This window comes from Streptomyces rubrogriseus (assembly GCF_027947575.1).
Classification (GTDB): Bacteria; Actinomycetota; Actinomycetes; order Streptomycetales; family Streptomycetaceae; genus Streptomyces; species Streptomyces rubrogriseus.
Genome location: NZ_CP116256.1, coordinates 7,347,106 through 7,368,065 on the forward strand (window position 1 = coordinate 7,347,106; position 20,960 = coordinate 7,368,065).

Sequence of the window (20,960 nt, forward strand, 5' to 3'; positions counted from 1 at the left end):
CCGCGATGCCGGGCGGGCCCGGACGTGCCGGAAGGGCGGGCCCGGACGTGCCGGAAGGGCGGGTCCGGACGTGCCGAAGGGCCGGGTCCGTCGCACGCCGTTGTGCGGGGACCCGGCCCGAGCGGGGCTTCCCCGCGCTCCGGGGTGCGAAGAGCTACTGGAGCGCGGGGAGACCCCCTACGTGACCGGCCTTCGTGACGACTTCGCGGGTCAGGGCTAGTCGGACCGGCCACGGAGCTGGGTGGGGACGGTGCTCAGCCCAGGCGCCGCACCAGGGCCCGGTACTGGTCCCACAGTTCGGCGGGCGTGTGGTCGCCGAAGGTGTTCAGGTGCTCGGGGACGAGTGCCGCCTCCTCGCGCCAGACCTCCTTGTCCACACTGAGCAGGAACTCCAGGTCGGCGTCGGCGAGGTCGAGTCCGTCGGTGTCCAGGGACTCCTTGGTCGGCAGCACGCCGATCGGGGTCTCGACACCGTCCGCCTTGCCCTCCAGACGCTCGACGATCCACTTCAGGACGCGGCCGTTCTCACCGAAGCCGGGCCAGACGAACCGGCCCGCGTCGTCCTTGCGGAACCAGTTGACGTAGTAGATCTTCGGCAGCTTGGACTGGTCCCCCCTCTGCGAGGCGGACTTGCCCACGTCGACCCAGTGCCCCATGTAGTCGCCCATGTTGTAGCCGCAGAACGGCAGCATGGCGAAGGGGTCGCGGCGCAGCTCGCCGACCTTGCCCTCGGCGGCGGCGGTCTTCTCGGAGGCCACGTTGGCGCCGAGGAAGACGCCGTGGTTCCAGTCGAAGGACTCGGTGACCAGCGGTACGGCGGTGGCGCGGCGCCCGCCGAAGAGGATCGCGGAGATCGGCACGCCCCTGGGGTCCTCCCACTCCGGCGCGATGATCGGGCACTGCGCGGCGGGCGTGGTGAAACGGGCGTTGGGGTGCGCGGCGGGCGTACCGGACTCGGGCGTCCAGTCGTTGCCCTTCCAGTCGGTGAGGTGGGCCGGGGTCTCCTCGGTCATGCCCTCCCACCACACGTCGCCGTCGTCGGTGAGGGCGACGTTGGTGAAGACCGAGTTGCCCCAGAGGGTCTTCATGGCGTTGGCGTTGGTGTGCTCACCGGTGCCGGGTGCGACGCCGAAGAAGCCGGCCTCGGGGTTGATGGCGTACAGGCGGCCGTCCTCGCCGAAGCGCATCCAGGCGATGTCGTCGCCGATGGTCTCCACGGTCCAGCCGGAGATCGTGGGCTCCAGCATGGCGAGGTTGGTCTTGCCGCAGGCCGACGGGAAGGCGGCGGCGACGTACTTGGGTGCACCGGTGGGCGGCGTCAGCTTCAGCACCAGCATGTGCTCGGCGAGCCAGCCCTCGTCGCGGGCCATGACGGAGGCGATGCGCAGGGCGTAGCACTTCTTGCCGAGCAGGGCGTTGCCGCCGTAGCCGGAGCCGTAGGACCAGATCTCGCGGTCCTCGGGGAAGTGCGAGATGTACTTGGTGCTGTTGCAGGGCCAGGGGACGTCCGCCTGGCCGGGCTCCAGCGGGGCGCCGACGGAGTGCACGGCCTTGACGAAGAAGCCCGTCTCGCCCAGCTCGTCCAGGACCGGCTGTCCCATGCGGGTCATGGTGCGCATCGAGGCGGCGACGTACGCGGAGTCGGTGATCTCGACGCCCAGCGCGGAGAGCGGGGAGCCGAGGGGGCCCATGCAGAAGGGCACGACGTACATGGTCCGGCCGCGCATGGAGCCGCGGAACAGGCCGCCTTCTCCCTGGTCACCGGTGAAGATCTCCCGCATCTCGGCGGGGTCCTTCCAGTGGTTGGTGGGCCCGGCGTCCTCCTCTTTGGCGGAGCAGATGAAGGTCCGGTCCTCGACGCGCGCGACGTCGGTGGGGTCGGAGGCCGCGTAGTACGAGTTGGGGCGCTTGATCGGGTCGAGTTTGCGGAAGGTGCCCTTCTCGACGAGCTCCCCGCACAGGCGCTCGTACTCGGCCTCGGATCCGTCGCACCAGACCACTGTGTCCGGCTGGGTCAGTTCGGCGATCTCGTTCACCCACGAGATCAGTTCCTGGTGGTTGGTGGGGACGGGGGGAGCCGCGATGTCGCGCGCCACGATTGCTCCTAGATGAGGGGTTTTTTGTTGGAGGCCCCGTGGGGGCTGCGACCCGGATGCGTGACGTGTGCCTCGTGGGCGCTCATCCGGTGTCGACCGCACTCATTTGATCATCCGACCTGAGTGCCCATCTGTCCAGAGGGCGTCACAACTGAGCGGCGTGAGGATCGCCACGCCGCCGGATCGGGGGTGCCCCGCCGGACTTCCCGTGAGACGATGGCCACTCGCCGTTCGTCATACGTCCGTACTGACACGTAACTTACGGAACCGTAGGTACGATGCGCCCATGACTGCGTCCGTCCCCGACGCGCCCAGGGACCTGCCGGCCGGCGGCCGCGGGCCCGTGGCGCTCTCCCTCCCGCATCCGGTCAAGCCGAAGCTGCGCGGTTGGCTGCACCTCGGTATGTTCCCCGCCGTCCTGATCGCCGGTCTGGTGCTCACCGCGCTCGCCGAGACGTCCGAGGCCCGCATAGCCTGCGGTGTCTACGTCCTCACCGCCTGCCTGCTGTTCGGCGTCAGTGCGCTCTACCACCGGGGCGACTGGAGCCCGCGCATGGACGGCGTCCTGCGCCGCCTCGACCACGCCAACATCTTCCTGATCATCGCGGGCACCTACACCCCGCTCACGATGCTGCTGCTGCCCGGCGCCAAGGGCGAGTGGCTGCTGTGGGGCATCTGGGCGGCCGCCGCGGCCGGGATCGTCTTCCGCGTCTTCTGGGTCGGCGCCCCGCGCTGGCTCTACACCCCCTGCTACCTCGCCATGGGCTGGGCGGCCGTCTTCTACCTGCCCGAGTTCATGCGGGCCGGCGGCATCGCCGTCCTCGTCCTGGTGATCGTCGGCGGTCTGCTCTACAGCGCGGGCGGCGTGATCTACGGCCTCAAGCGCCCCAACCCGTCACCGCGCTGGTTCGGCTTCCACGAGGTGTTCCACTCCTTCACGCTGGCCGCCTTCATCGCGCACTACGTGGGGATCTCGCTGGTCGCGTACTAGCCGCCGAGGGTCGTCGTCGCACGGTCGCCAACCGGCCGTCGCGTGGCCGACAATGATGCCTATGACCGCGGCACGTTCCCCCCTCTCCCCCGCCGGGGCCCCGCGGCCGGGCCTGCGGGAGCGGAAGAAGATCCAGACCCGTGAGGCGATCCGCGCCGCGGCCTACGGGCTGATCCGTCAGCAGGGGTACGAGGCCACTACGGTCGAGCAGATCGCCGAGCGCGCCGAGGTGTCGCCGTCGACCGTGCTGCGCTACTTCCCGACCAGGGAGGACATCGTCCTCACCGACGAGTACGACCCGGTCATGGCCGCGGAACTCGCCGCCCGGCCCGCGGGGGAACCGTGGTCGGACTCCCTGCGGCACGTGCTCCGCAAGGCCCTCGACCTCGGCGCCGGTGAGGAGGCCGAGCTGGCCCGGCTGCGGACGCGGCTGCTGGCCGAGGTCCCCGCCGTGCGGGCGCGCATGCTGGAGAACATGTCGGCCACCGGCCGGATGCTCGCCCGCGCCATCGCCGACCGCACCGGCCTCGACCCGGCCGGCCTCGAGGTCAGGATCGTGTCGATGTCCCTGGTCGGCGGCCTGATGGAGGTCTCCAGGTACTGGGCCGAGCACGACCACGAGGAGAGCCTGACCGAGCTGGTCGACCGCGCCCTGGACGCCCTGGAGAACGGGCTGCCCGCCCTCCGGGAAAGCCACCGGGAGGGCGACCGGGGATGCCACCGGGCGGACCGTCGGGACGGCCCTCGAAAAGACTGAGGCCCCGGCCCGGCCCCGTGGGATCCTGACCGGGTGAACGGTCCCGAGATCCACGTCGAGTTCGCCCCCGAGCTGCACCTGTTCGTCCCGCGCGCCCGCCCCACCGGCGCCGCCCGCGCGGCCACCGACGGCGTCTCCACCCTCGGCCATCTCGTCGAGTCCCTCGGGGTCCCGCTGACCGAGGTCGGCGCCCTGCTCGTCGACGGCCGCGAGGTCCCGCCGGGCCACATCCCGACGGGCGGCGAGTCGGTGCGCGTACGGCCCGTCCGGCACCCCCAGCGGGTTCCGGGCGCTCCCCTGCGGTTCCTGCTCGACGTGCACCTCGGTACCCTCGCCCGCCGCCTGCGGCTGCTCGGCGTGGACACGGCGTACGAGTCGACGGACCTCGGCGACCCGGCGCTCGCCGCGCTGTCGGCGGCCGAGAAGCGGGTCCTGCTCAGCCGCGACCGCGGACTGCTGCGCCGCCGCGAGCTGTGGGCCGGCGCCTACGTCTACAGCACCCGCCCCGAGGAGCAGCTCCAGGAGGTACTGGACCGGTTCCGGCCCGCGCTCAGCCCCTGGACGCGGTGCACCGCCTGCAATGGACTGCTCAGGACGGCCACCAAGGAGGAGGTGGCGGAGCAGCTCGAGGGCGGCACCCGGCGCTCGTACGACGTCTTCGCCCAGTGCACCGCGTGCGGCCGCGCCTACTGGCGGGGCGCGCACCACGAGCAGCTGGAGGCGATCGTGGAGCGCGCCGTGAGCAGGAGTACTCAGGGCGGTTGAGCAGTTCGGCCGATCACCGGCGGCCGGGCCGCGCGGTGTGATGGTCGGCATGACCACCGCGCCCCGGCTCCCCTCCGCCCAGCTCACCCACGCCCGGCTGTCCGCCCGCGCCCTGACCACCGGCTCCGTGGCCGGACTCGTCCTGCTCCTGCCGACCGTCGTCCTCGCGTGGACCGTCGTGCTCGCCTCCGAGCGCGGCAGCCGCTGCCTGACGTACGGCGAGCAGTGCTCGGGGGTGCCCGGCGACGCCCTGTGGGCGTGCTTCTGGGCCTCGGCCGCCCTGGGCGCACTGGCCCTGGCCTGGCCCCGCACCCGGTGGGCGCCCGCCAGGTGCGGGGCCGTGGCCCTGCAGTGGGGCACGCAGCTCACGCTGGGCGCACTGATCCTCGCCGGCGCCTGACGCCCCGGGCGGGCCGGACCGGTGCGCGCCGGCTCAGCTGCTCGGGGCGACGCCCAGTGCCGTACGCAGCCGGGCCGGGTCGGTGGTCGGTGCGTCGCAGGTGAAGTTCCGGCAGACGTACGCGGCCGGTGCCCCGCCCACCAGGGGCCGGTCGGCGAGCAGCGGGAACTCGTCGCTGCCCTCCGTCCCGAAGGCGACGACCGCCCCGGGCGCGGTCCCGAGCAGTGCCGTACGGTGCAGCCCGCGCGCGGCGGGGTCGGCCGGGTCCGGGGCGACCACGGCGACCTCGCGCGGGCCGTCGAGCAGCGCCTCGGCGGCCGCCAGGCCCCAGCCGATGAAGCGCGGGACGCGCGGGCCGAGCGCCTTCACCACGCCGAGGGCGCGTTCGGCGGCGACGCGGTGGGGTGCGGAGCCGGTGTGCGCGGCGTACGAGAGCAGGGCGCCCGCGGCGGCGCTCCAGCCGGACGGGGTGGCGTTGTCGGTGGGGTCCTGCGGGCGGCGGATCAACTGCTCGGCGTCGGCCGCGGTGTCGTACAGCGAGCCGGACTCGTCGGTGAAGCGGGTGAGGACGTGGTCGAGCAGGAAACCGGCGAAGTCCAGCCAGACGCCCTCCCCGGTGACCGACGCCAGCGCGAGGAAGCCCTCGGCCACGTCGGCGTAGTCCTCCAGCACCCCGGCGTTGGCTCCGGCCCGGCCGTCCTTGCTGGTGCGGGTGAGCCTGACCTGCTCGTCCAGGTGCAGGCGCACCAGCAGGTCGGCGGCGGCGACGGCGGCCTCGACCAGGTCGGGGCGTTCGAAGTAGGCGCCGGTCTCGGCGAGCGCGGCGATCGCCAGGCCGTTCCAGGCGGCGACCACCTTGTCGTCCCGGCCCGGGGCGGGGCGACCGTCCCGCGCGGCGAGCAGCCGCTCCCGCACCGACGCGACCCGCGCGGCGTCGAAGACGCCCTCCTGCTGCGGCAGTTGCAGCACGGAGGCGCCGTGCTCGAAGGTGCCGTCCTCGGTCACGCCGAAGTACTGCGCGGCCAGCTCCGCGTCCTCGGCGCCGAGGATCTCGGTGAGCTGCGCGGGCGTCCACACGTAGTACGCGCCCTCGACGTGCCGGCCCGTGCCGTCGTCGCTGTCCGCGTCCAGTGCGGAGGCGAACCCGCCCTCGGCGGTGCGCAGTTCCCGCACCATGAAGTCGGCGGTCTCCAGCGCGACCCGGCGGGCCAGGTCCGAGCCGGTGGCCCGCCACAGGTGGGCGTACACGCGGCACAGCAGCGCGTTGTCGTACAGCATCTTCTCGAAGTGCGGCACGACCCACTCGCGGTCCACGGAGTAGCGGGCGAAGCCGCCGCCCAGCTGGTCGTAGATGCCGCCGCGGGCCATCCGCTCGCAGGTGTCGGCCGCCATCTGGAGCGCGCCCTCGGCGCCGGTGCGGGCGTGGTGGCGCAGCAGGAACTCGATCACCATGGACGGCGGGAACTTCGGCGCCCCGCCGAACCCGCCGCGCTGCGCGTCGTACTCGCGGGTGAGCCCGAGCAGCGCCTGCCCGAGCTGCTCCTCGCCCGGTGCCTGGGCGTCGCCGTAGGCGATCTCCCGCCCGGCGAGGTCCCGAACGATCTTCCCGGCGACCTCGTCGACCTCGCCGCGCCGTTCCGCCCAGGCCTGCTGGACGCCCTGGAGCACCTGGCGGAAGGAGGGCATGCCGTGCCGGGGCTCGGGCGGGAAGTAGGTGCCGAAGTAGAAGGGCTCCGCGTCGGGCGTGAGGAACACGGTCATGGGCCAGCCGCCCTGACCGGTGGCCGCCTGCACGGCCTCCATGTAGACGGCGTCGACGTCGGGGCGCTCCTCGCGGTCGACCTTGACGCTGACGAAGTGCGAGTTGAGGTACTGGGCGGTGGGCCCGTCCTCGAACGACTCGTGCGCCATGACGTGGCACCAGTGGCACGCGCTGTAGCCGACGCTCAGCAGGACGGGGACGCCGCGCCGCCGGGCCTCTTCGAACGCCTCGGCCTCCCACGGCCACCAGTCGACCGGGTTCTCCGCGTGCTGGAGGAGGTAGGGGGACGTCGCCTGCGCAAGTCGGTTGGGCATGCCCCCATCCTCGCGCACGTGCCGCCGCCCCATCCGTACGCCACGGGTGCAGCGGCGTACGGACGGGGCGGCCGGAGCCTCGGGGAGGCTTGGGCTCAGTAGTCGACGCGGTCGGTCTTGGCGATCCAGGCGTCGAACGGCTGGGTGCGGTGGGGCAGGTCGAGGTGTTCCACGGTCATGGGCCAGTTCGCCTGCGGGCGCTTCTCGAACAGGTCGTAGAACTTGCGGTCGTCGAAGCCGGCCACGGCGGCGTCGTGGCGGTCGGCGGAGAAGACGAGGCGGTCGACGCGGGCCCACAGGGCCGAGGAGAGGCACATCGGGCAGGGCTCGCAGGACGTGACGAGCGTGCAGCCTTCCAGGCTGAACGTGTCGAGCGCCTTGCAGGCCGCGCGGATGGCGCTGACCTCGGCGTGCGCGGTGGGGTCGAGGCCGGCGGTCACCTGGTTGTTGCCGAGGGCGACGATCTCACCGCCCTTGGCGATCAGGGCGCCGAAGGGGCCGCCGCCGTTGCGGACGCTGGCGGTGGCCAGCTCGATCGCCTTGTCCATCCAGGCGCGCTCGAACTCGCGGATGCCGGTCTCGAGGGTGTCGGTCGTCATGCGTGCTCCTTCTTGGGCGGGGCGGCGTGCGGGAGTACGGCGTGCGGGCCGGTGCGCTTCACGGGGAGGATGCGTAGGAGCAGTACACAGCTCGCCGACGAGACCCGGCCAGGGGCCGAATACATGAACTACGGGTCGGCTGCGACCGACGCCTCGTAGATTCCTACAAGGGCGGACGACCGCCCCGGCGGGGGTCAGTCCCCGTCGGCCTCGAAGGTGCGCAGCAGGTCCGCCGCCACGCTCACGGCGATGGTCGCGGGCTCCTTGCCGGTGATGTCGGCCAACCCGATCGGGGTCTTGATCCGGTCGATGACGGCGTCGTCGTGGCCGCCCTCGTCGGCGAGGCGCTTGCGGAACCGCGCCCACTTGGCCGCCGACCCGATCAGTCCGACGGACCCCAGGTGGTCCGTGCGCAGGGCGGCGTCGCACAGGGCGGCGTCCTCGGCGTGGTCGTGGGTCATGATCAGGACGTGGGTGCCGGGCGGCAGCTCGGCCAGCACCTCCTCCGGCAGCAGCGGCGTGTGGTGCGTGTGCACCTGCGCCACGGCGTCCGACAGCACGCCGAGCCGCTCCTCGGCCAGCAGCTCGGCGCGGCTGTCGACCAGGTGGAGGTCGAGGTCCTGGCGGGCCAGGATGCGCGCCAGTTCCAGACCGACGTGGCCGACGCCGAAGACCGCCACCGCCCGGACCACCGGCAGCGGTTCGAGCAGTACGGCGACGGTGCCGCCGCAGCACTGCACGCCGTGCCGGTTGGTCACCTTGTCGTTGAGGGCGAAGTCCAGCATCTCCGGCTCCGGTGCGGCCGCCGCGATCATCTCCCGGGCCCGGTCGACGGCGACGGCCTCGACGTTGCCGCCACCGATCGAGCCCCAGGTTTCGGTCCGCCCCACGACGAGCTTGGCACCGGCGTCGCGTGGGGCGTGGCCGCGCACGGTCGCGACGGTCACCAGCACGCCGGGCTCCCGGCGGGCCCGCAACCGCGCGACCGCGGCGACCCAGGTCATGTCAGGCACCGCTCAGCGCTTCCACGCCGGTGCGGACCGCGCCGCCGGCGGCCGCCTCGTCGCTGACGCGGCCGTTCCCGGCGGTGCCGCCCTGCCGGGCCGACTCGATCGCCCAGTACACCGCCTCCGGCGTGGCGGGCGAGGCCAGCTCGACGGCCGTCCCCCGCGGCCCGAACGCGGCGGCCGCCTGCCGCAGCGCCTCGCGCACCGAGAACGCCAGCATCAGCGGGGGCTCGCCGACCGCCTTGGACCCGAACACCGCACCTTCCTCGGTGGCGTTCTCCAGGAGGGTGACGTTGAACTCCTCGGGCATCTCCGAGAAGCTCGGCAGCTTGTACGTGCTGGCGGCCTGGGTCAGCAGACGGCCGCGGTTCGGGCCGTCGCCGGTGTCCCAGCGCAGGTCCTCCAGCGTCAGCCAGCCCGCGCCCTGCACGAACCCGCCCTCGACCTGGCCGATGTCGATCAGCGGGGACAGGCTGTCGCCGACGTCGTGCACGATGTCCACCCGCCGGATGCGGTACGCGCCGGTGAAGCCGTCCACCTCCACCTCGGTCGCGGCGGCGCCGATCGCGAAGTACTTGAACGGCGACCCCCGGAACGTCTTGGCGTCCCAGTGCAGCCCCTCGGTCCGGTAGTAGCCGGCCGCGGAGAGCTGGACCCGCTGGAAGTACGCGGTGCGCACCAGGTCGTCCCAGGCCAGCTCCTGATCACTGCCCAGGCTCCGTGCGACGCCCTCAACGATGCGCACGTCCGCGGCGTTGGAGCCCAGTTGGCTCGCGGCCACCCGCAGCAGCCGTTCGCGCAGCTGCTCGCAGGCGTTCTTCACCGCCCCGCCGTTCAGGTCGGCTCCGGAACTGGCCGCCGTGGCGGAGGTGTTGGGCACCTTGTCGGTCCGGGTCGGGGCGAGGCGCACCTTGTGCAGCGGGATGCCCAGCGTGGTCGCGGCCACCTGGAGCATCTTGGTGTGCAGGCCCTGGCCCATCTCGGTGCCGCCGTGGTTGATCAGGACGGAGCCGTCCTTGTAGATCAGCACCAGCGCGCCGCCCTGGTTGAAGGCGGTGAGGTTGAACGAGATGCCGAACTTCACGCCGGTGACCGCGAGGGCCCGCTTGGTGTGCGGGTGCGCGGCGTTGAAGGCGGCGATCTCGCGCTCGCGGTCGGCGATGTGGCCGTTGTCCTGGACCTGCCGCCAGACGGCGGCGATCCGCTCGGGCTGGGTGACCGGCTGCCCGTACGGGGTCGTCTGGCCCTGGCCCGGCCGGTAGAAGTTGCGTTCCCGCAGCTCCTTGGCGTCCACGCCGAGCCGCGGCGCGCAGCGGCCGAGGATGTCCTCGATCACCAGCATGCCCTGCGGGCCGCCGAAGCCGCGGAAGGCGGTGTTGGAGACCGTGTTGGTCTTGGCGATGCGCCCGGCGACCCGGGCGTTGGGGATCCAGTACGTGTTGTCGATGTGGCACAGCGCGCGGGCGAGCACCGGCTCGGACAGGTCCAGGCTCCAGCCGCCGTCCGCGGTCAGCGTGGCGTCGAGGGCCTGGATGCGGCCCTCGGTGTCGAAGCCGATCTTCCAGGTGGCGTGGAACCCGTGCCGCTTGCCGGACATGGTGAGGTCCTGGGTGCGGTTGAGCCGGAACCGCACCGGGCGGCCGGTCAGTTTGGCGCCGAGCGCGGCGACGGCCGCGAACCCGTGCGGCTGCATCTCCTTGCCGCCGAAGCCGCCGCCCATCCGCAGGCACTGCACGGTCACCTCGTGGGCGGGCACCCCGAGCACGTGCGAGACGATCTCCTGGGTCTCCGAGGGGTGCTGGGTGCTGCTCTGGATGAACACCTGCCCGTTCTCGTCGACCTGGGCGAGGGCCGCGTGTGTCTCCAGGTAGAAGTGCTCCTGGCCGGAGAACTGGAACTCGCCGGTGAACACGTGGGCCGAGTCGGCGAAGCCCGCGTCGACGTCGCCGTGCGTCATGACGGGACGGGCGCCGTGGTAGCTGTCCGCCGCGACGGCGTCCTGGAGCGTGATGACCGAGGGCAGTTCCTCGAGGTCCACCTCCACTGCCGCCGCGCCGATCCTGGCGGCCTCCAGCGTCTCGCCGAGCACCCAGGCGACCGCGTGGCCGTGGAACATGACCTCGTCGGGGAAGAGCGGCTCGTCGTGCTTCATGCCGGCGTCGTTGACACCGGGCACGTCGGCGCCGGTCAGCACCCGCACCACGCCGGGCACCGCGAGGGCGGCCCCGGTGCGTACTGCCGTGACCCGGCCGCGGGCCTTCATGACCTGGACCGGGTAGGCGTGCAGCACGTCCTTGGTGCGCTGGACCAGGTCGTCGGTGTACAGCGCGGCACCGGTGACGTGCTGGACCGCACTCTCGTGCGGCATGGAGACGCCGACGACGGGCTTCTCGGGACGCTCGGACAGGTGGCTCATGACGGCACCGCCTCGGTGGTCTGTGCGTACAGCTTCAGCAGGCTCTGGCCGAGCATCGCGGCCCGGTATCCGGCGCTGGCCCGGTGGTCGCTCATCGGCGTGCCCTCGCCCCGCAGCACCTCGGCCGCGGCCTCGGCGGTCCCGGTGGTCCAGGGCCGGCCCTCCAGGGCGGCTTCGGTGGCGAGCGCGCGGACCGGGGTGGCGGCCACGCCGCCGAGCCCGATGCGGGCCTTGCGGACGGTGCCGTCCTCGACGTCGAGCGCGAAGGCGACCGCCACGCTGGAGATGTCGTCGAAGCGCCGCTTGGCGATCTTGTGGAAGGCCGTGACCGGAGACAGCGGCAGCGGCAGGCGCACGGCGCGGATCAGCTCGCCGGGCCGGCGCACGCTCTGCCGGTAGCCGGTGAAGTAGTCGGCCAGCGGGACCTCGCGCTCCCCGTCGGCGTCGGCGAGCACCAGCGACGCCTCCAGCGCCAGCAGCACCGGCGGGCTGTCGCCGATGGGCGAGCCGGTGCCCAGGTTGCCGCCGAGGGTCGCGCCGTTGCGGATCAGCCGGGACGCGAACTGCGGGAACAGCTGTGCCAGCAGCGGGACGCTGCCGTCCAGGCGGCGTTCGATCTCGGTGAGCGTCAGCGCGGCCCCGATCTCGACGTGGTCGGACTCGACCCGCAGGTCGCGCAGTTCGGGCAGCCGGTCGACGGCGATCACGCAATCCGCCCGGCGGGAGCGGATGTTGACCTCGACGCCCCAGTCGGTGCTGCCCGCGACCACCACCGCGTCGGGCCGCTCGCGCAGCAGTCGCAGGGTCTCGGCCAGGGTGCTGCGGCGCAGGAAGGCGCTGTCGTCCTGGCGGTACTCGGTGGCGACCGGCGCGGGCGGTTCCTGCTCGCGGCGCCGGGCCAGCGGGTCCTGGTCGGTGGGCGTGCCGACGGCGAAGGCGGCGTCGCGGATCGGCCGGTAGCCGGTGCAGCGGCACAGGTTGCCGCTGAGCGCGTGCAGGTCGAAGCCGTTCGGCCCGTGCTCGGCGTCGCCGCTGTCGCCGTCGTCGGCGCCGGTGGTCGCGCCCGGGCCCCGGTCCGCGTGCGCGCAGCGGTCGGGACGGTAGTACTCGGCCGCCATGCTGCAGACGAACCCCGGCGTGCAGTAGCCGCACTGGGAGCCGCCGCGGACCGCCATCTCCTCCTGCACCGGGTGCAGGACGGGCGGCGTGCCGGGCGCCTCGACGGTGGCGAGGCCCTCGGAGGTGACGACCTCCTGCCCGTCGAGCGCCGCGACCGGGACCAGGCAGGCGTTGACCGGCACCCAGTCGGTGGGCTTGTTCACCCCCGGGCGCGCCACCAGGACCGAACAGGCGCCGCACTCGCCCTCCGCGCAGCCCTCCTTGGTCCCGGTGAGGCCGCGCTCGCGCAGGAAGTCGAGCACCGTGGTGTGCGGGGCGGCCGGTGCGATCGGTGCTTCTTTTCCGTTGACCGTGATCCGTGCCGTCACCATGACAGACCTTCAATTCGAATCGGGGCAGATCGATTCGGGGCGGGTGGATTCGAGGCGGGTGGATTCGGGGCAGGTGGATTCATCGTGTTCGCCAATTTCGGGCAGCTTTCTATGTCCGGACGCGCCGCGGTGGAGAGGCGAGCGCACATCGGCACGCGACAACGGCATGCCGTGAAGTGGTGAAAGTGAGGGGGAAACCCGGAATGTGCCACGCGGGGGGCACAGCGGAACGGCGTGTCAGCAGCCGTGCGCGACCCGACCCGAAACCCACACCGTGCGGCGGGCGAGGCGGCTCAGGTCAGAGTTGGTGTACATCTGCCGGTCGCCTCCTGTCGGTAGTCATGGGTCGGCTTCCCTGGCAAATTAGTGGCTTCGGTCACCGGGGTCAAGAGCGGAATTCGTCGATTTTCCCGGCCGGTGCGGACCACACCTCCCCAGGGTCTCCTCGTCGCAGGACACTTGACCCACGCTTAACCGGGGAAGGACCCGGGGATGGGCCGGAAGGGCCCCTGGGACGCTTGGGGCCACCGGGGCGCCTGGGGCGACCCGGCAGGACACCGATGCCGCCGGAGGGGGCGCGACATGCGGGACAGTCATCGGGCGGAGGCCGAAGGGCTGCTCAGGCGGGCCGTGGAGGAGGAGGTACGGCGTTCGGGCGGACGCACGGACGGGAACGTACTGCTCTCCCGGGCCCGCGCCGCGCTGGACGCGATGGCGGGCACGGCCGGCGAGGAGTACTCGGCCTACACGCACGCCCTCGACGAGGCGGCGGCGGGACAGCTCACCTTCCGCCAGCGCTACGCCCGTGAGGGCGCCGGCACGCCCCTGCTGGTGGCCGCCGTGGCCGCGGTCGCCGCGGTGGTGGCCGACGTGGCGCTGGGCACCGGCACCGGCACCGCGGTGGGCGCGGGCGTGACGGTCGGGGTCGTCGGCGCGGCGGCGACCGTGGTGAAGGTGGTCGGGGCCCATGTGCCGGCCGCCCACCACCGGGCCGGGGCGGTCAGCCAGCCCGGCGGGCCCGAGCAGTTGCGGCTGCAGTGGCTCACCGCGCTGGAGGTGCGCGGCATCCGGCCGTTCCTGGACCAGCAGCGGATGCTCGCCGCGTCCACCGGACCGGCCAAGACCGGGCCGAAGCTGCGGGGCGCGGACAAGAGCGCGGCCGCCCGGGGACGCAGCGCGCTGGAGCAGTCGTTCGGGCAACTGCCCGAACCGGAGGGCGCGTTCGCGGGCCGGCGGGCGGAGATGGCGCGGCTGCGGCAGTGGGTGCAGGCGGCCCGCGCGAGCACGGAGACCAAACCGACGGTGGTGGTGCTGCACGGGGCGCCCGGCAGCGGCCGTACGACGCTTGCGGTCCGGGCCGTCCACGAGCTGCGGGACTACTTCCGCGGGGCCTGCCTGGTCGACCTGCGCGGGGCCGGGTCGGCGGCGGGCGGCTCCACGGCGGGCGGCTCCACGGCGGGCGGCGGCGGGTCCGGCGGACCGGGACCGGCCGGCTCCGTGGAGGGCGGGGAGTCGCCGCTGAGCACCCGGGACGCCCTGCTGCACCTGCTGAACCGGCTCGGGGCGCCGCGCGAACAGCTGCTGTTCCGGGAGCGCTCGTCCGCGGACCAGCAGGTCAAGCGGCTCAGCGAGCTGTACCACCAGCATCTGACGGGTGTCCCGGTCACCGTCGTCCTCGACGACGCCTCGGATCCCGAGCAGGTGCGCACGCTGGTGCCGGAGCGGTCGGACAGCCTGGTGCTGGTCACCGCGCGCCAGGCACTGCGGCTTCCGCCGGACCTGCCCGCCCGGGTGTACGACCTGCCCGTGGAGGCGCTGGACGCGGCGGGCGCGGAGGAGCTGCTGGGCGCCGCCGCCGAGGACGCGTCCGGCCCGTACGACGCCGAGTCGAGCGAGCAGATCCGGCAGCTGTGCGGCGGGCTGCCGCTGGCGCTGCGTATCGCCGGGTCGTCGTTGGGCCCGCGCTCGCCGCGCGCGCTGGCGACCGACCTGGCCGCCTACGGCCCGGTGGAACCGGTCGAGCGGGCGCTGTGGCTGCGCTACACCGACCAGTCGGAGCTAGGCCCGGCGGCTGCTGCGCCGGCTGGCGCTGGCCGGGCGCACCTCGCTGGGTGCCGCCGCCGCGGCCGCGCTGCTGGCCACGGACGAGACGGAGGCGACCCGGCAGCTCGCGGCGCTGTCGCGGGCGGGACTGATCGACCACGTCCGGGGCAGCCGCTACCGCCTGCACGACGTGGTGCGCGCCTTCGCCCGCGCCCGCCTCGCCGACGAGGAGGAGCCCGGCGAGCGGACGGCCGCACAGGAACGGCTCATCGCCAACTACGCCGAGCTGGCCGACTCCGTACTGCGGCTGGTCGACGGCAACATGTCGACCCGCTCCAACCAGTTCGGGCAGTACGGCTTCACGTCCCTGGACGAGGCGCTGCGCTGGCTGGACGACGAGTCGAGCTTCATCACGGCGGCGCTCAGGCACGCGGAGGGCGTCGACCAGGGCACGGTGCTGAACCTGCTGGGCGCGCTGTGCGACTACTGCCTGCTGCGCGGCGACCTCTACCGGCTGGGCGAGATCAACGAGCTGGCGCAGTCCGTGGACCAGGGGCTGCTGGTGCGCTCGGTGCAGTGGCGCACCGGTATCGCGGCCCGGCAGCTCGGTGAGCTGGACAAGGCGCGTACGACGCTGGCCTCCGTGGTCGACCTGTACCGGGACGCCCATCACGACGCCGGTGCGGCGCGGGCCCTGTGCTCGCTGGGGATCACGCTGCACCACCAGGGCAACCTGACCGACGCGGCGGCCAAGCTCCAGGAGGCGCTGGACCTCCAGGCCGCGCCGGAGCTGGCCACGGACCGGGCGTGGACGCTGCACGCGCTGGCGGCGGTGCAGCGCGACCGGGCCCGGCTGGCCGAGGCGCTGGAGCTGCTCACCGAGTCGCTGGTGCTGCACCGCGCGGGCGAGTCGGTGCACGGCCAGGCGTGGGCCCACTTCCAGCTCGGCCAGCTGCACCTGCGGATGGGCGACGTGCCGGGCGCGGAGTCGGACCTGCGGGCCGCCCTGGACCTGTACGGCCGCACCCAGGACGCCCGCGGCGAGGCCTGGGCGCTGACCCAGCTGGCGCGGGCCCGCCTGGTGGACGGGGACGTGTCCGCGGCGGTGGAGGGGCTGCGACGGGCGGAGACCCGGCACCGGGAGAACGAAGACGCGCGCGGCAAGGCGTGGACCATCTACTACCTGGGCCAGGCACTGGAGGAGACGGGCGCCCTGGACCAGTCGGTGCGCGCACTGGAACGCTCCCGCACGATGTTCTCCCGGATGCGGGACGTGTACGGCCTGGCCTGCGCCCGGCACCACTCGGCGCGGGTCACCCGGGACCAGCGCGCCGCCCAGACCGGTTCCCTGCGCAACTCGGGCTTCGCCCGGCAGCTCCTGGTCGACGCGCGCGCCGACTTCCAGCGCATCGGCGTCGGGCACGGCGAGGCATGGACCTGCCTGGAGCTGGCGGTCGTGGACGCGGGCAACGCGCGTACGCCGCAGGCGCTGGCCCTGTGCGACGAGGCCGCCGCACTGTTCGCCGGGTACGGCGACCGGCGCGGCGAGGACTGGGCCCGCTTCCTGCGCTGCACGCTGCTGCCCTACGCCGCCCCCGGCGGGGTGGAGATCGGCACGGCGGTGGCGCAGGAGGAGCTGGCCCAGCTGTCCCGCGCACGCCATCCCGCCCGCGACACCAAGCTGAACGACTACGTGGACGCCTACCAGCTCCTGCTGGAGCGCGGCGTACAGCTGGAGGCGGGCTGGCAGGCCTGGCGCCTGGGCATGGTCCCGGGCCGCCAGGCGCGGGAGGTGATGGGCGTGGCGGTCACGGCCTGAGGCTGGGCGTGGCGGTCACGCCCTGAGGCCGGGGCCGCCCGCCCTCGGGGCGGCCGACCGGGGTCAGCCCCGCTGGGGCTTCGCCTCGGGGCCGGCGGAGGCGTCCTGCTCCGCCGGCTCCTTGAAGTCCACCTTGCCCATGTGCCGGTTCATGGACTTCATCAGACCCCACACCGCCAGGGCCATCACCGCGAACACGATGAACCCGAGGACACCGGGGGTGACCTTGTCCTCGTCGAGCTCGGCGAGGGTGACGAGGTGCGTCATTGCCAGGCTTGCGCTTGCACTCATGTCAGGCATTGTCCCGGATGCCCGCGAAGAGGTCGTCCTCGGGGAGGGAGGTTTCCACGAGGGACTTGGCCAGCTCGTACTCCTCGGTCGGCCAGACCTCCTTCTGGATCTCCATCGGCACCCGGAACCAGCCCCCCTCGGGGTCGATCTGCGTGGCGTGCGCGATCAGCGCCTTGTCGCGGATCTCGAAGAAGTCCGCGCAGGGCACGTGCGTGGTGAGGGTGCGCTCCTTGCGCTCGAACTCCGACCAGCGCTTGAGCCAGTCCTCGTAGGGCGACTCCAGGCCGCGGTCCAGCAGCGCGTGGTGCAGCGCCTCGGTGCGGGGCCGGTTGAAGCCCTGGTTGTAGTAGACCTTCAGCGGCTGGTACGCCGTCCCGTACTCGCCCTCCGGGTACTTCTCGGTGTCCGCCGCGCCCTCGAACGCCACCATCGTGATCTTGTGGGTCATGATGTGGTCGGGGTGCGGGTAGCCGCCGTTCTCGTCGTAGGTGGTGATCACCTGGGGCCGGAAGGAGCGGATCTTCCGCACCAGCTCGCCGGCCGCCTTGTCGACGTCCTCCAGGGCGAAGCAGCCCTCCGGCAGCGGCGGCAGCGGGTCGCCCTCGGGCAGCCCGGAGTCGACGAAGCCGAGCCACTCCTGCCCCACGCCCAGGATCTCCCGGGCCTCGTCCATCTCCTTCCTGCGCACCTCGTGGATGTTCTCCTCGATGTACGCGTCCCCCTGGAGCTTCGGGTTGAGGATGGAGCCGCGCTCCCCGCCCGTGCAGGTCACCACCAGCACGTCCACCCCCTCGGACACGTACTTCGCCATGGTGGCCGCGCCCTTGCTCGACTCGTCGTCGGGGTGGGCGTGAACGGCCATCAGTCGCAGCTGGTCAGTCAAGACTCAATCCTCGGTCAGTCGGCGCCCCGGCGTGCAGCGGCGCAATCGCAGGCTTCTATAGTGACCGAATCGGGAGCGGAATAATTCCGGGGCCCGAGAACCCGGACCCGCTCCCGCGGAGAGGACGATCATGAGCACGGCGAGCACGCGGACTCCTCAGGGCCGCTACGGCCGCTCCTCGGTCGAGCAGGCCGACCGCACGCTCAAGATCGTCGGCGCCGTGCTCGGCGCGCTCCTGCTCGCACTGATCGGCTGGTTCGGCTACCACTACGTCGGTCAGAACAAGATCAGCGGCGAGCTGATCGGCTTCGAGCTCGCCGAGGACTCGGTGCAGGTGCACCTGGAGGTCCGCAAGGACGCCGGCGTCACCGGCTACTGCACGGTGCGCTCCCAGGCGGAGGACGGCGACGAGGTGGGCCGGGCCGACTTCCGCTTCGACGGGGACGACACCCGCATCGACAAGGTCGTCACGCTGCGGACCAAGGCCGCCGGGACGTCGGCCGAGCTGCTCGGCTGCCATCCGGAGTGATGCGGCGAGCCCCACTGGCGCCAATACCTGCCGCCTGACCTGCGGTGACAGGAATCTGGTGGCTTATGTCCTCCCCCTTTGGCCACTGAATTGTTAGGCTCGTGGTTTCGCCCTTCCGTGAAGGAACATCCTTCTGGGTAGGGCGTTGATTTGTATTCCCAGTACCAACGAGGAGCACCCGTGACCCAGACCAGCGAGAACGTCACCTGGCTGACCCAGGAGGCGTACAACAAGCTCAAGGAGGAGCTTGAATACCTTACTGGTCCTGCGCGCACCGAGATCTCTGCCAAGATCGCCGCGGCTCGTGAGGAGGGGGACCTGCGTGAGAACGGCGGGTACCACGCGGCGAAGGAGGAGCAGGGCAAGCAGGAGCTCCGCGTGCGCCAGCTGACCCAGCTGCTCGAAAGCGCCAAGGTGGGCGAGGCCCCGGCCGCCGGCGGCGTCGTGGCGCCCGGCATGGTCGTCACGATCGCCTTCGACGGCGACGAGGACGACACGCTGACCTTCCTGCTCGCCTCGCGCGAGTACGCGAGCTCGGACATCGAGACGTACTCTCCGCAGTCCCCGCTCGGCTCGGGCGTCCTCGGCCACAAGGTCGGCGACGACGCGCAGTACGAGCTGCCCAACGGCAAGCCGGCCTCGGTGAGGATCCTCAAGGCCGAGCCGTACAACGGCTGACCCGCCGCCTACTGCCGACGAGCCCCCGGTGTCCCCGTGACACCGGGGGCTCGTCGATGTCCTGCCGCCCTGCCGACCGGTCGTCCCTCTCGACCCTCGTCGTCAGCCGGCCGCTCTGCGGTACTTGCGCACTGCCAGTGTCCTGAAGATCAGGACGATCACGATCGAGTAGGTGAGCGTCGCCCAGACCGGGTGCTGCATGGGCCAGGCGTCCGACTGCACGACGCCCGGGTTCCCGAACAGCTCGCGGCACGCCTGGACGACCGCGCTGAACGGGTTCCACTCGGCGACATGGCGGAGCCACGGCGTCATCTGGGTGGGGTCGACGAAGGCGTTGGACACGAAGGTCACGGGGAACAGCCAGATGATCCCTCCGGAGGTCGCCGCCTCCGGTGTCCGAACGGACAGGCCGATCAGGGCGCCGATCCACGTGAAGGCGTACCCCAGGAGCAGAAGCAGCCCGAAGCCCGCCAGCACCCTCCCGATGTTGGTCGGCTCCGCCGATCCGGTGCGCCAGCCCACGAGCAGCGCGACGATCGCCAGGACGAGCAGGGTGATCGACGTCTGCACCAGGTCCGCGACGGTCCGTCCGGTCAGCACCGCGCCTCGCGCCATCGGCAGGGACCGGAAGCGATCGACGAGCCCCTTCTGCATGTCGTCGGCGATACCGGCCGCCGATCCGGCGGTGGCGAAGGTGACGGTCTGCGCGAAGATCCCCGCCATCAGGAAGTCCTTGTAGACGTCCGAGTCGGTGGTGCTGCCGACCTTGATGGAACCGCCGAAGACGTACGTGAACAGGATGACGAACATCACCGGCTGGATGATCCCGAACAGGACCATCTCCGGGATCCGGGTCATCCGGATCAGGTTTCGGCGGGCGATGACCAGCGAGTCCCGGACGGACTGGCCGATGGGGTTGGCGGACGCCGTGACCGGCGCGGCGTCGGTGGCGGCGCTCACTTGGCGGTCTCCTTCTCCTGCTCGTGGCCGGCGTCGTCCGCCGAGCCGTTCGTCTCGTCCGCCGCCTCGGCCACGTGGCCGGTGAGGGAGAGGAACACGTCGTCGAGGGTGGGGCGGCGCAGGCCGATGTCGTCGATCTCGATACCGCGGACGTCGAGTTCGCGGATGACCTCGGCGAGCAGCTTGGCGCCGCCCGTGACGGGCACGGTCAGCTTGCGGGTGTGCTCCTCGACCGTGGTCGAGCCCTTGCCGAATCCGGCGAGCACCTCGGAGGCCGTCGCCATGCGGCCGCGGTCGTGGACCACGACCTCGACGCGCTCTCCCCCGGTGCGGGCCTTGAGCTGGTCGGAGGTGCCCCGGGCGATGACGCGGCCGTGGTCGACGACCGCGATGTCGTGCGCGAGGTGGTCGGCCTCTTCCAGGTACTGGGTGGTGAGCAGGAGGGTCGTACCGCCCGCGACCAGCTGTTTGATGACCTCCCACAGCTCCTGCCGGTTGCGGGGGTCGAGGCCGGTCGTGGGTTCGTCCATGAACATGACGGGCGGGGAGACGACCAGGGCGGCCGCCAGGTCGAGCCGGCGGCGCATGCCTCCCGAGTACGTCTTGGTGGGGCGGTCGGCGGCGTCCGAGAGGTGGAACTGGTCGAGCAGCTCGGCGGCCCGCGCCTTCGCCGCCTTGCCCTTCATCTGGTAGAGCTGGCCCACCATTTGCAGGTTCTCGCGGCCCGTCAGGTACTCGTCGACCGCGGCGAACTGGCCGGAGAGGCCGATGGAGCGGCGTACCTCGTTGGGCTGCCTGAGGACGTCGATGCCCGCGACGACCGCCTTGCCGCTGTCGGGGCGCAGTAGGGTCGTGAGGCAGCGGACGGCGGTGGTCTTGCCCGCGCCGTTCGGCCCGAGCAGGCCCAGGACCGTGCCCTCGGGAACGTCGAGGTCGACGCCGTCGAGAGCCCTTACGTCACCGAAGGTCTTCACCAGGCCTTCGGCATAGATGGCGCCTGGCATGTGAGTCTCCACGTCGTCGGGGATTCTTCGGAAAGCCTAGGTTTGTACGTTTCGCCGCGCTCAGCGAGCGATTTACGACACACCATAACGCGATGTATCGCGTCTCACAATGCACTTGCTCGAACGAGTGACGAAGTGGCCGCCGGTGCCCCGCCC

Annotated in this window: 18 protein-coding genes; 8 read left to right on the forward strand and 10 right to left on the reverse strand. The window is 72.2% G+C overall.

Features of this window, described 5'->3' with window-relative positions; genetic code table 11:
• Positions 1–254 precede the first annotated feature (254 nt).
• On the reverse strand, positions 255–2,096 hold the full coding sequence (locus Sru02f_RS32910; RefSeq protein ID WP_109033160.1) for a phosphoenolpyruvate carboxykinase (GTP): 1,842 nt from the start codon (positions 2,094–2,096) through the stop codon (positions 255–257).
• 286 nt (positions 2,097–2,382) lie between these two features.
• Between Sru02f_RS32910 and trhA the strand changes: the two genes are divergently transcribed.
• The 4 genes from trhA (at position 2,383) to Sru02f_RS32930 (ending at position 5,009) form a co-directional block, all read left to right on the forward strand.
• A complete protein-coding gene (gene trhA / locus Sru02f_RS32915; RefSeq protein WP_109033159.1) occupies positions 2,383–3,087 on the forward strand; it encodes a PAQR family membrane homeostasis protein TrhA in 705 nt (234 codons plus the stop codon).
• A gap of 61 nt (positions 3,088–3,148) precedes the next feature.
• On the forward strand, positions 3,149–3,844 hold the full coding sequence (locus Sru02f_RS32920) for an acyl-CoA-like ligand-binding transcription factor (protein ID WP_109033158.1): 696 nt from the start codon (positions 3,149–3,151) through the stop codon (positions 3,842–3,844).
• A 33-nt stretch (positions 3,845–3,877) separates the two neighbouring features.
• On the forward strand, positions 3,878–4,609 hold the full coding sequence (locus tag Sru02f_RS32925; RefSeq protein ID WP_109033157.1) for a Mut7-C RNAse domain-containing protein: 732 nt from the start codon (positions 3,878–3,880) through the stop codon (positions 4,607–4,609).
• A gap of 49 nt (positions 4,610–4,658) precedes the next feature.
• On the forward strand, positions 4,659–5,009 hold the full coding sequence (locus Sru02f_RS32930) for a hypothetical protein (protein ID WP_159107557.1): 351 nt from the start codon (positions 4,659–4,661) through the stop codon (positions 5,007–5,009).
• A gap of 33 nt (positions 5,010–5,042) precedes the next feature.
• Here the strand turns inward: Sru02f_RS32930 and Sru02f_RS32935 are convergent, their stop codons facing one another.
• From Sru02f_RS32935 to Sru02f_RS32955, 5 genes are all read right to left on the reverse strand, one after another.
• Positions 5,043–7,085: a thioredoxin domain-containing protein gene (locus Sru02f_RS32935; RefSeq protein WP_167469666.1), complete on the reverse strand. Its 2,043-nt coding sequence runs from the start codon at positions 7,083–7,085 to the stop codon at positions 5,043–5,045.
• A 95-nt stretch (positions 7,086–7,180) separates the two neighbouring features.
• A complete protein-coding gene (locus tag Sru02f_RS32940; RefSeq protein WP_109033154.1) occupies positions 7,181–7,684 on the reverse strand; it encodes a nucleoside deaminase in 504 nt (167 codons plus the stop codon).
• A 194-nt stretch (positions 7,685–7,878) separates the two neighbouring features.
• Positions 7,879–8,688, reverse strand: a complete 810-nt coding sequence (gene xdhC, locus Sru02f_RS32945) for a xanthine dehydrogenase accessory protein XdhC (RefSeq protein WP_109033153.1) — start codon at positions 8,686–8,688, stop codon at positions 7,879–7,881.
• A 1-nt stretch (position 8,689) separates the two neighbouring features.
• Positions 8,690–11,107, reverse strand: a complete 2,418-nt coding sequence (xdhB, locus tag Sru02f_RS32950; protein ID WP_109033152.1) for a xanthine dehydrogenase molybdopterin binding subunit — start codon at positions 11,105–11,107, stop codon at positions 8,690–8,692.
• Positions 11,104–12,597: a xanthine dehydrogenase small subunit gene (locus Sru02f_RS32955; RefSeq protein WP_109033151.1), complete on the reverse strand. Its 1,494-nt coding sequence runs from the start codon at positions 12,595–12,597 to the stop codon at positions 11,104–11,106. The genes xdhB and Sru02f_RS32955 overlap by 4 nt, the downstream gene beginning before the upstream one ends.
• A 582-nt stretch (positions 12,598–13,179) precedes the next feature.
• On the opposite strand from Sru02f_RS32955, the gene Sru02f_RS32960 reads away from it, so the two are divergent.
• Positions 13,180–15,252 (forward strand): NB-ARC domain-containing protein, encoded by a 2,073-nt coding sequence (locus tag Sru02f_RS32960; protein WP_373103633.1) that lies wholly within the window; start codon positions 13,180–13,182, stop codon positions 15,250–15,252.
• Entirely contained in the window at positions 15,212–16,459 is a 1,248-nt protein-coding gene (locus tag Sru02f_RS32965) for a tetratricopeptide repeat protein (RefSeq protein WP_373103752.1), read from the forward strand. Before Sru02f_RS32960 ends, Sru02f_RS32965 begins: the two co-directional genes overlap by 41 nt.
• Positions 16,460–16,522: 63 nt before the next feature.
• On the opposite strand, the gene Sru02f_RS32970 is transcribed toward Sru02f_RS32965, so the two are convergent.
• Both Sru02f_RS32970 and mca read right to left on the reverse strand, forming a co-directional pair.
• A complete protein-coding gene (locus Sru02f_RS32970; protein ID WP_003974008.1) occupies positions 16,523–16,759 on the reverse strand; it encodes a hypothetical protein in 237 nt (78 codons plus the stop codon).
• The gene (gene mca, locus Sru02f_RS32975) at positions 16,752–17,612 is read right to left on the reverse strand and encodes a mycothiol conjugate amidase Mca (RefSeq protein WP_164271803.1); all 861 of its coding nucleotides are present in this window, start codon (positions 17,610–17,612) and stop codon (positions 16,752–16,754) included. Before mca ends, Sru02f_RS32970 begins: the two co-directional genes overlap by 8 nt.
• A gap of 151 nt (positions 17,613–17,763) precedes the next feature.
• On the opposite strand from mca, the gene Sru02f_RS32980 reads away from it, so the two are divergent.
• Positions 17,764–18,162, forward strand: a complete 399-nt coding sequence (locus Sru02f_RS32980; RefSeq protein WP_109033148.1) for a DUF4307 domain-containing protein — start codon at positions 17,764–17,766, stop codon at positions 18,160–18,162.
• Between the two features lie 180 nt (positions 18,163–18,342).
• A complete protein-coding gene (gene greA / locus Sru02f_RS32985; protein WP_109033147.1) occupies positions 18,343–18,840 on the forward strand; it encodes a transcription elongation factor GreA in 498 nt (165 codons plus the stop codon).
• Positions 18,841–18,942: 102 nt separating this feature from the next.
• Here greA and Sru02f_RS32990 read toward each other — a convergent pair whose 3' ends face one another.
• Positions 18,943–19,800, reverse strand: coding sequence for an ABC transporter permease (locus Sru02f_RS32990; protein ID WP_003974012.1), 858 nt, complete (start codon positions 19,798–19,800; stop codon positions 18,943–18,945).
• Positions 19,797–20,804: an ATP-binding cassette domain-containing protein gene (locus Sru02f_RS32995; protein ID WP_109033146.1), complete on the reverse strand. Its 1,008-nt coding sequence runs from the start codon at positions 20,802–20,804 to the stop codon at positions 19,797–19,799. The genes Sru02f_RS32990 and Sru02f_RS32995 overlap by 4 nt, the downstream gene beginning before the upstream one ends.
• Positions 20,805–20,960: the final 156 nt, after the last annotated feature.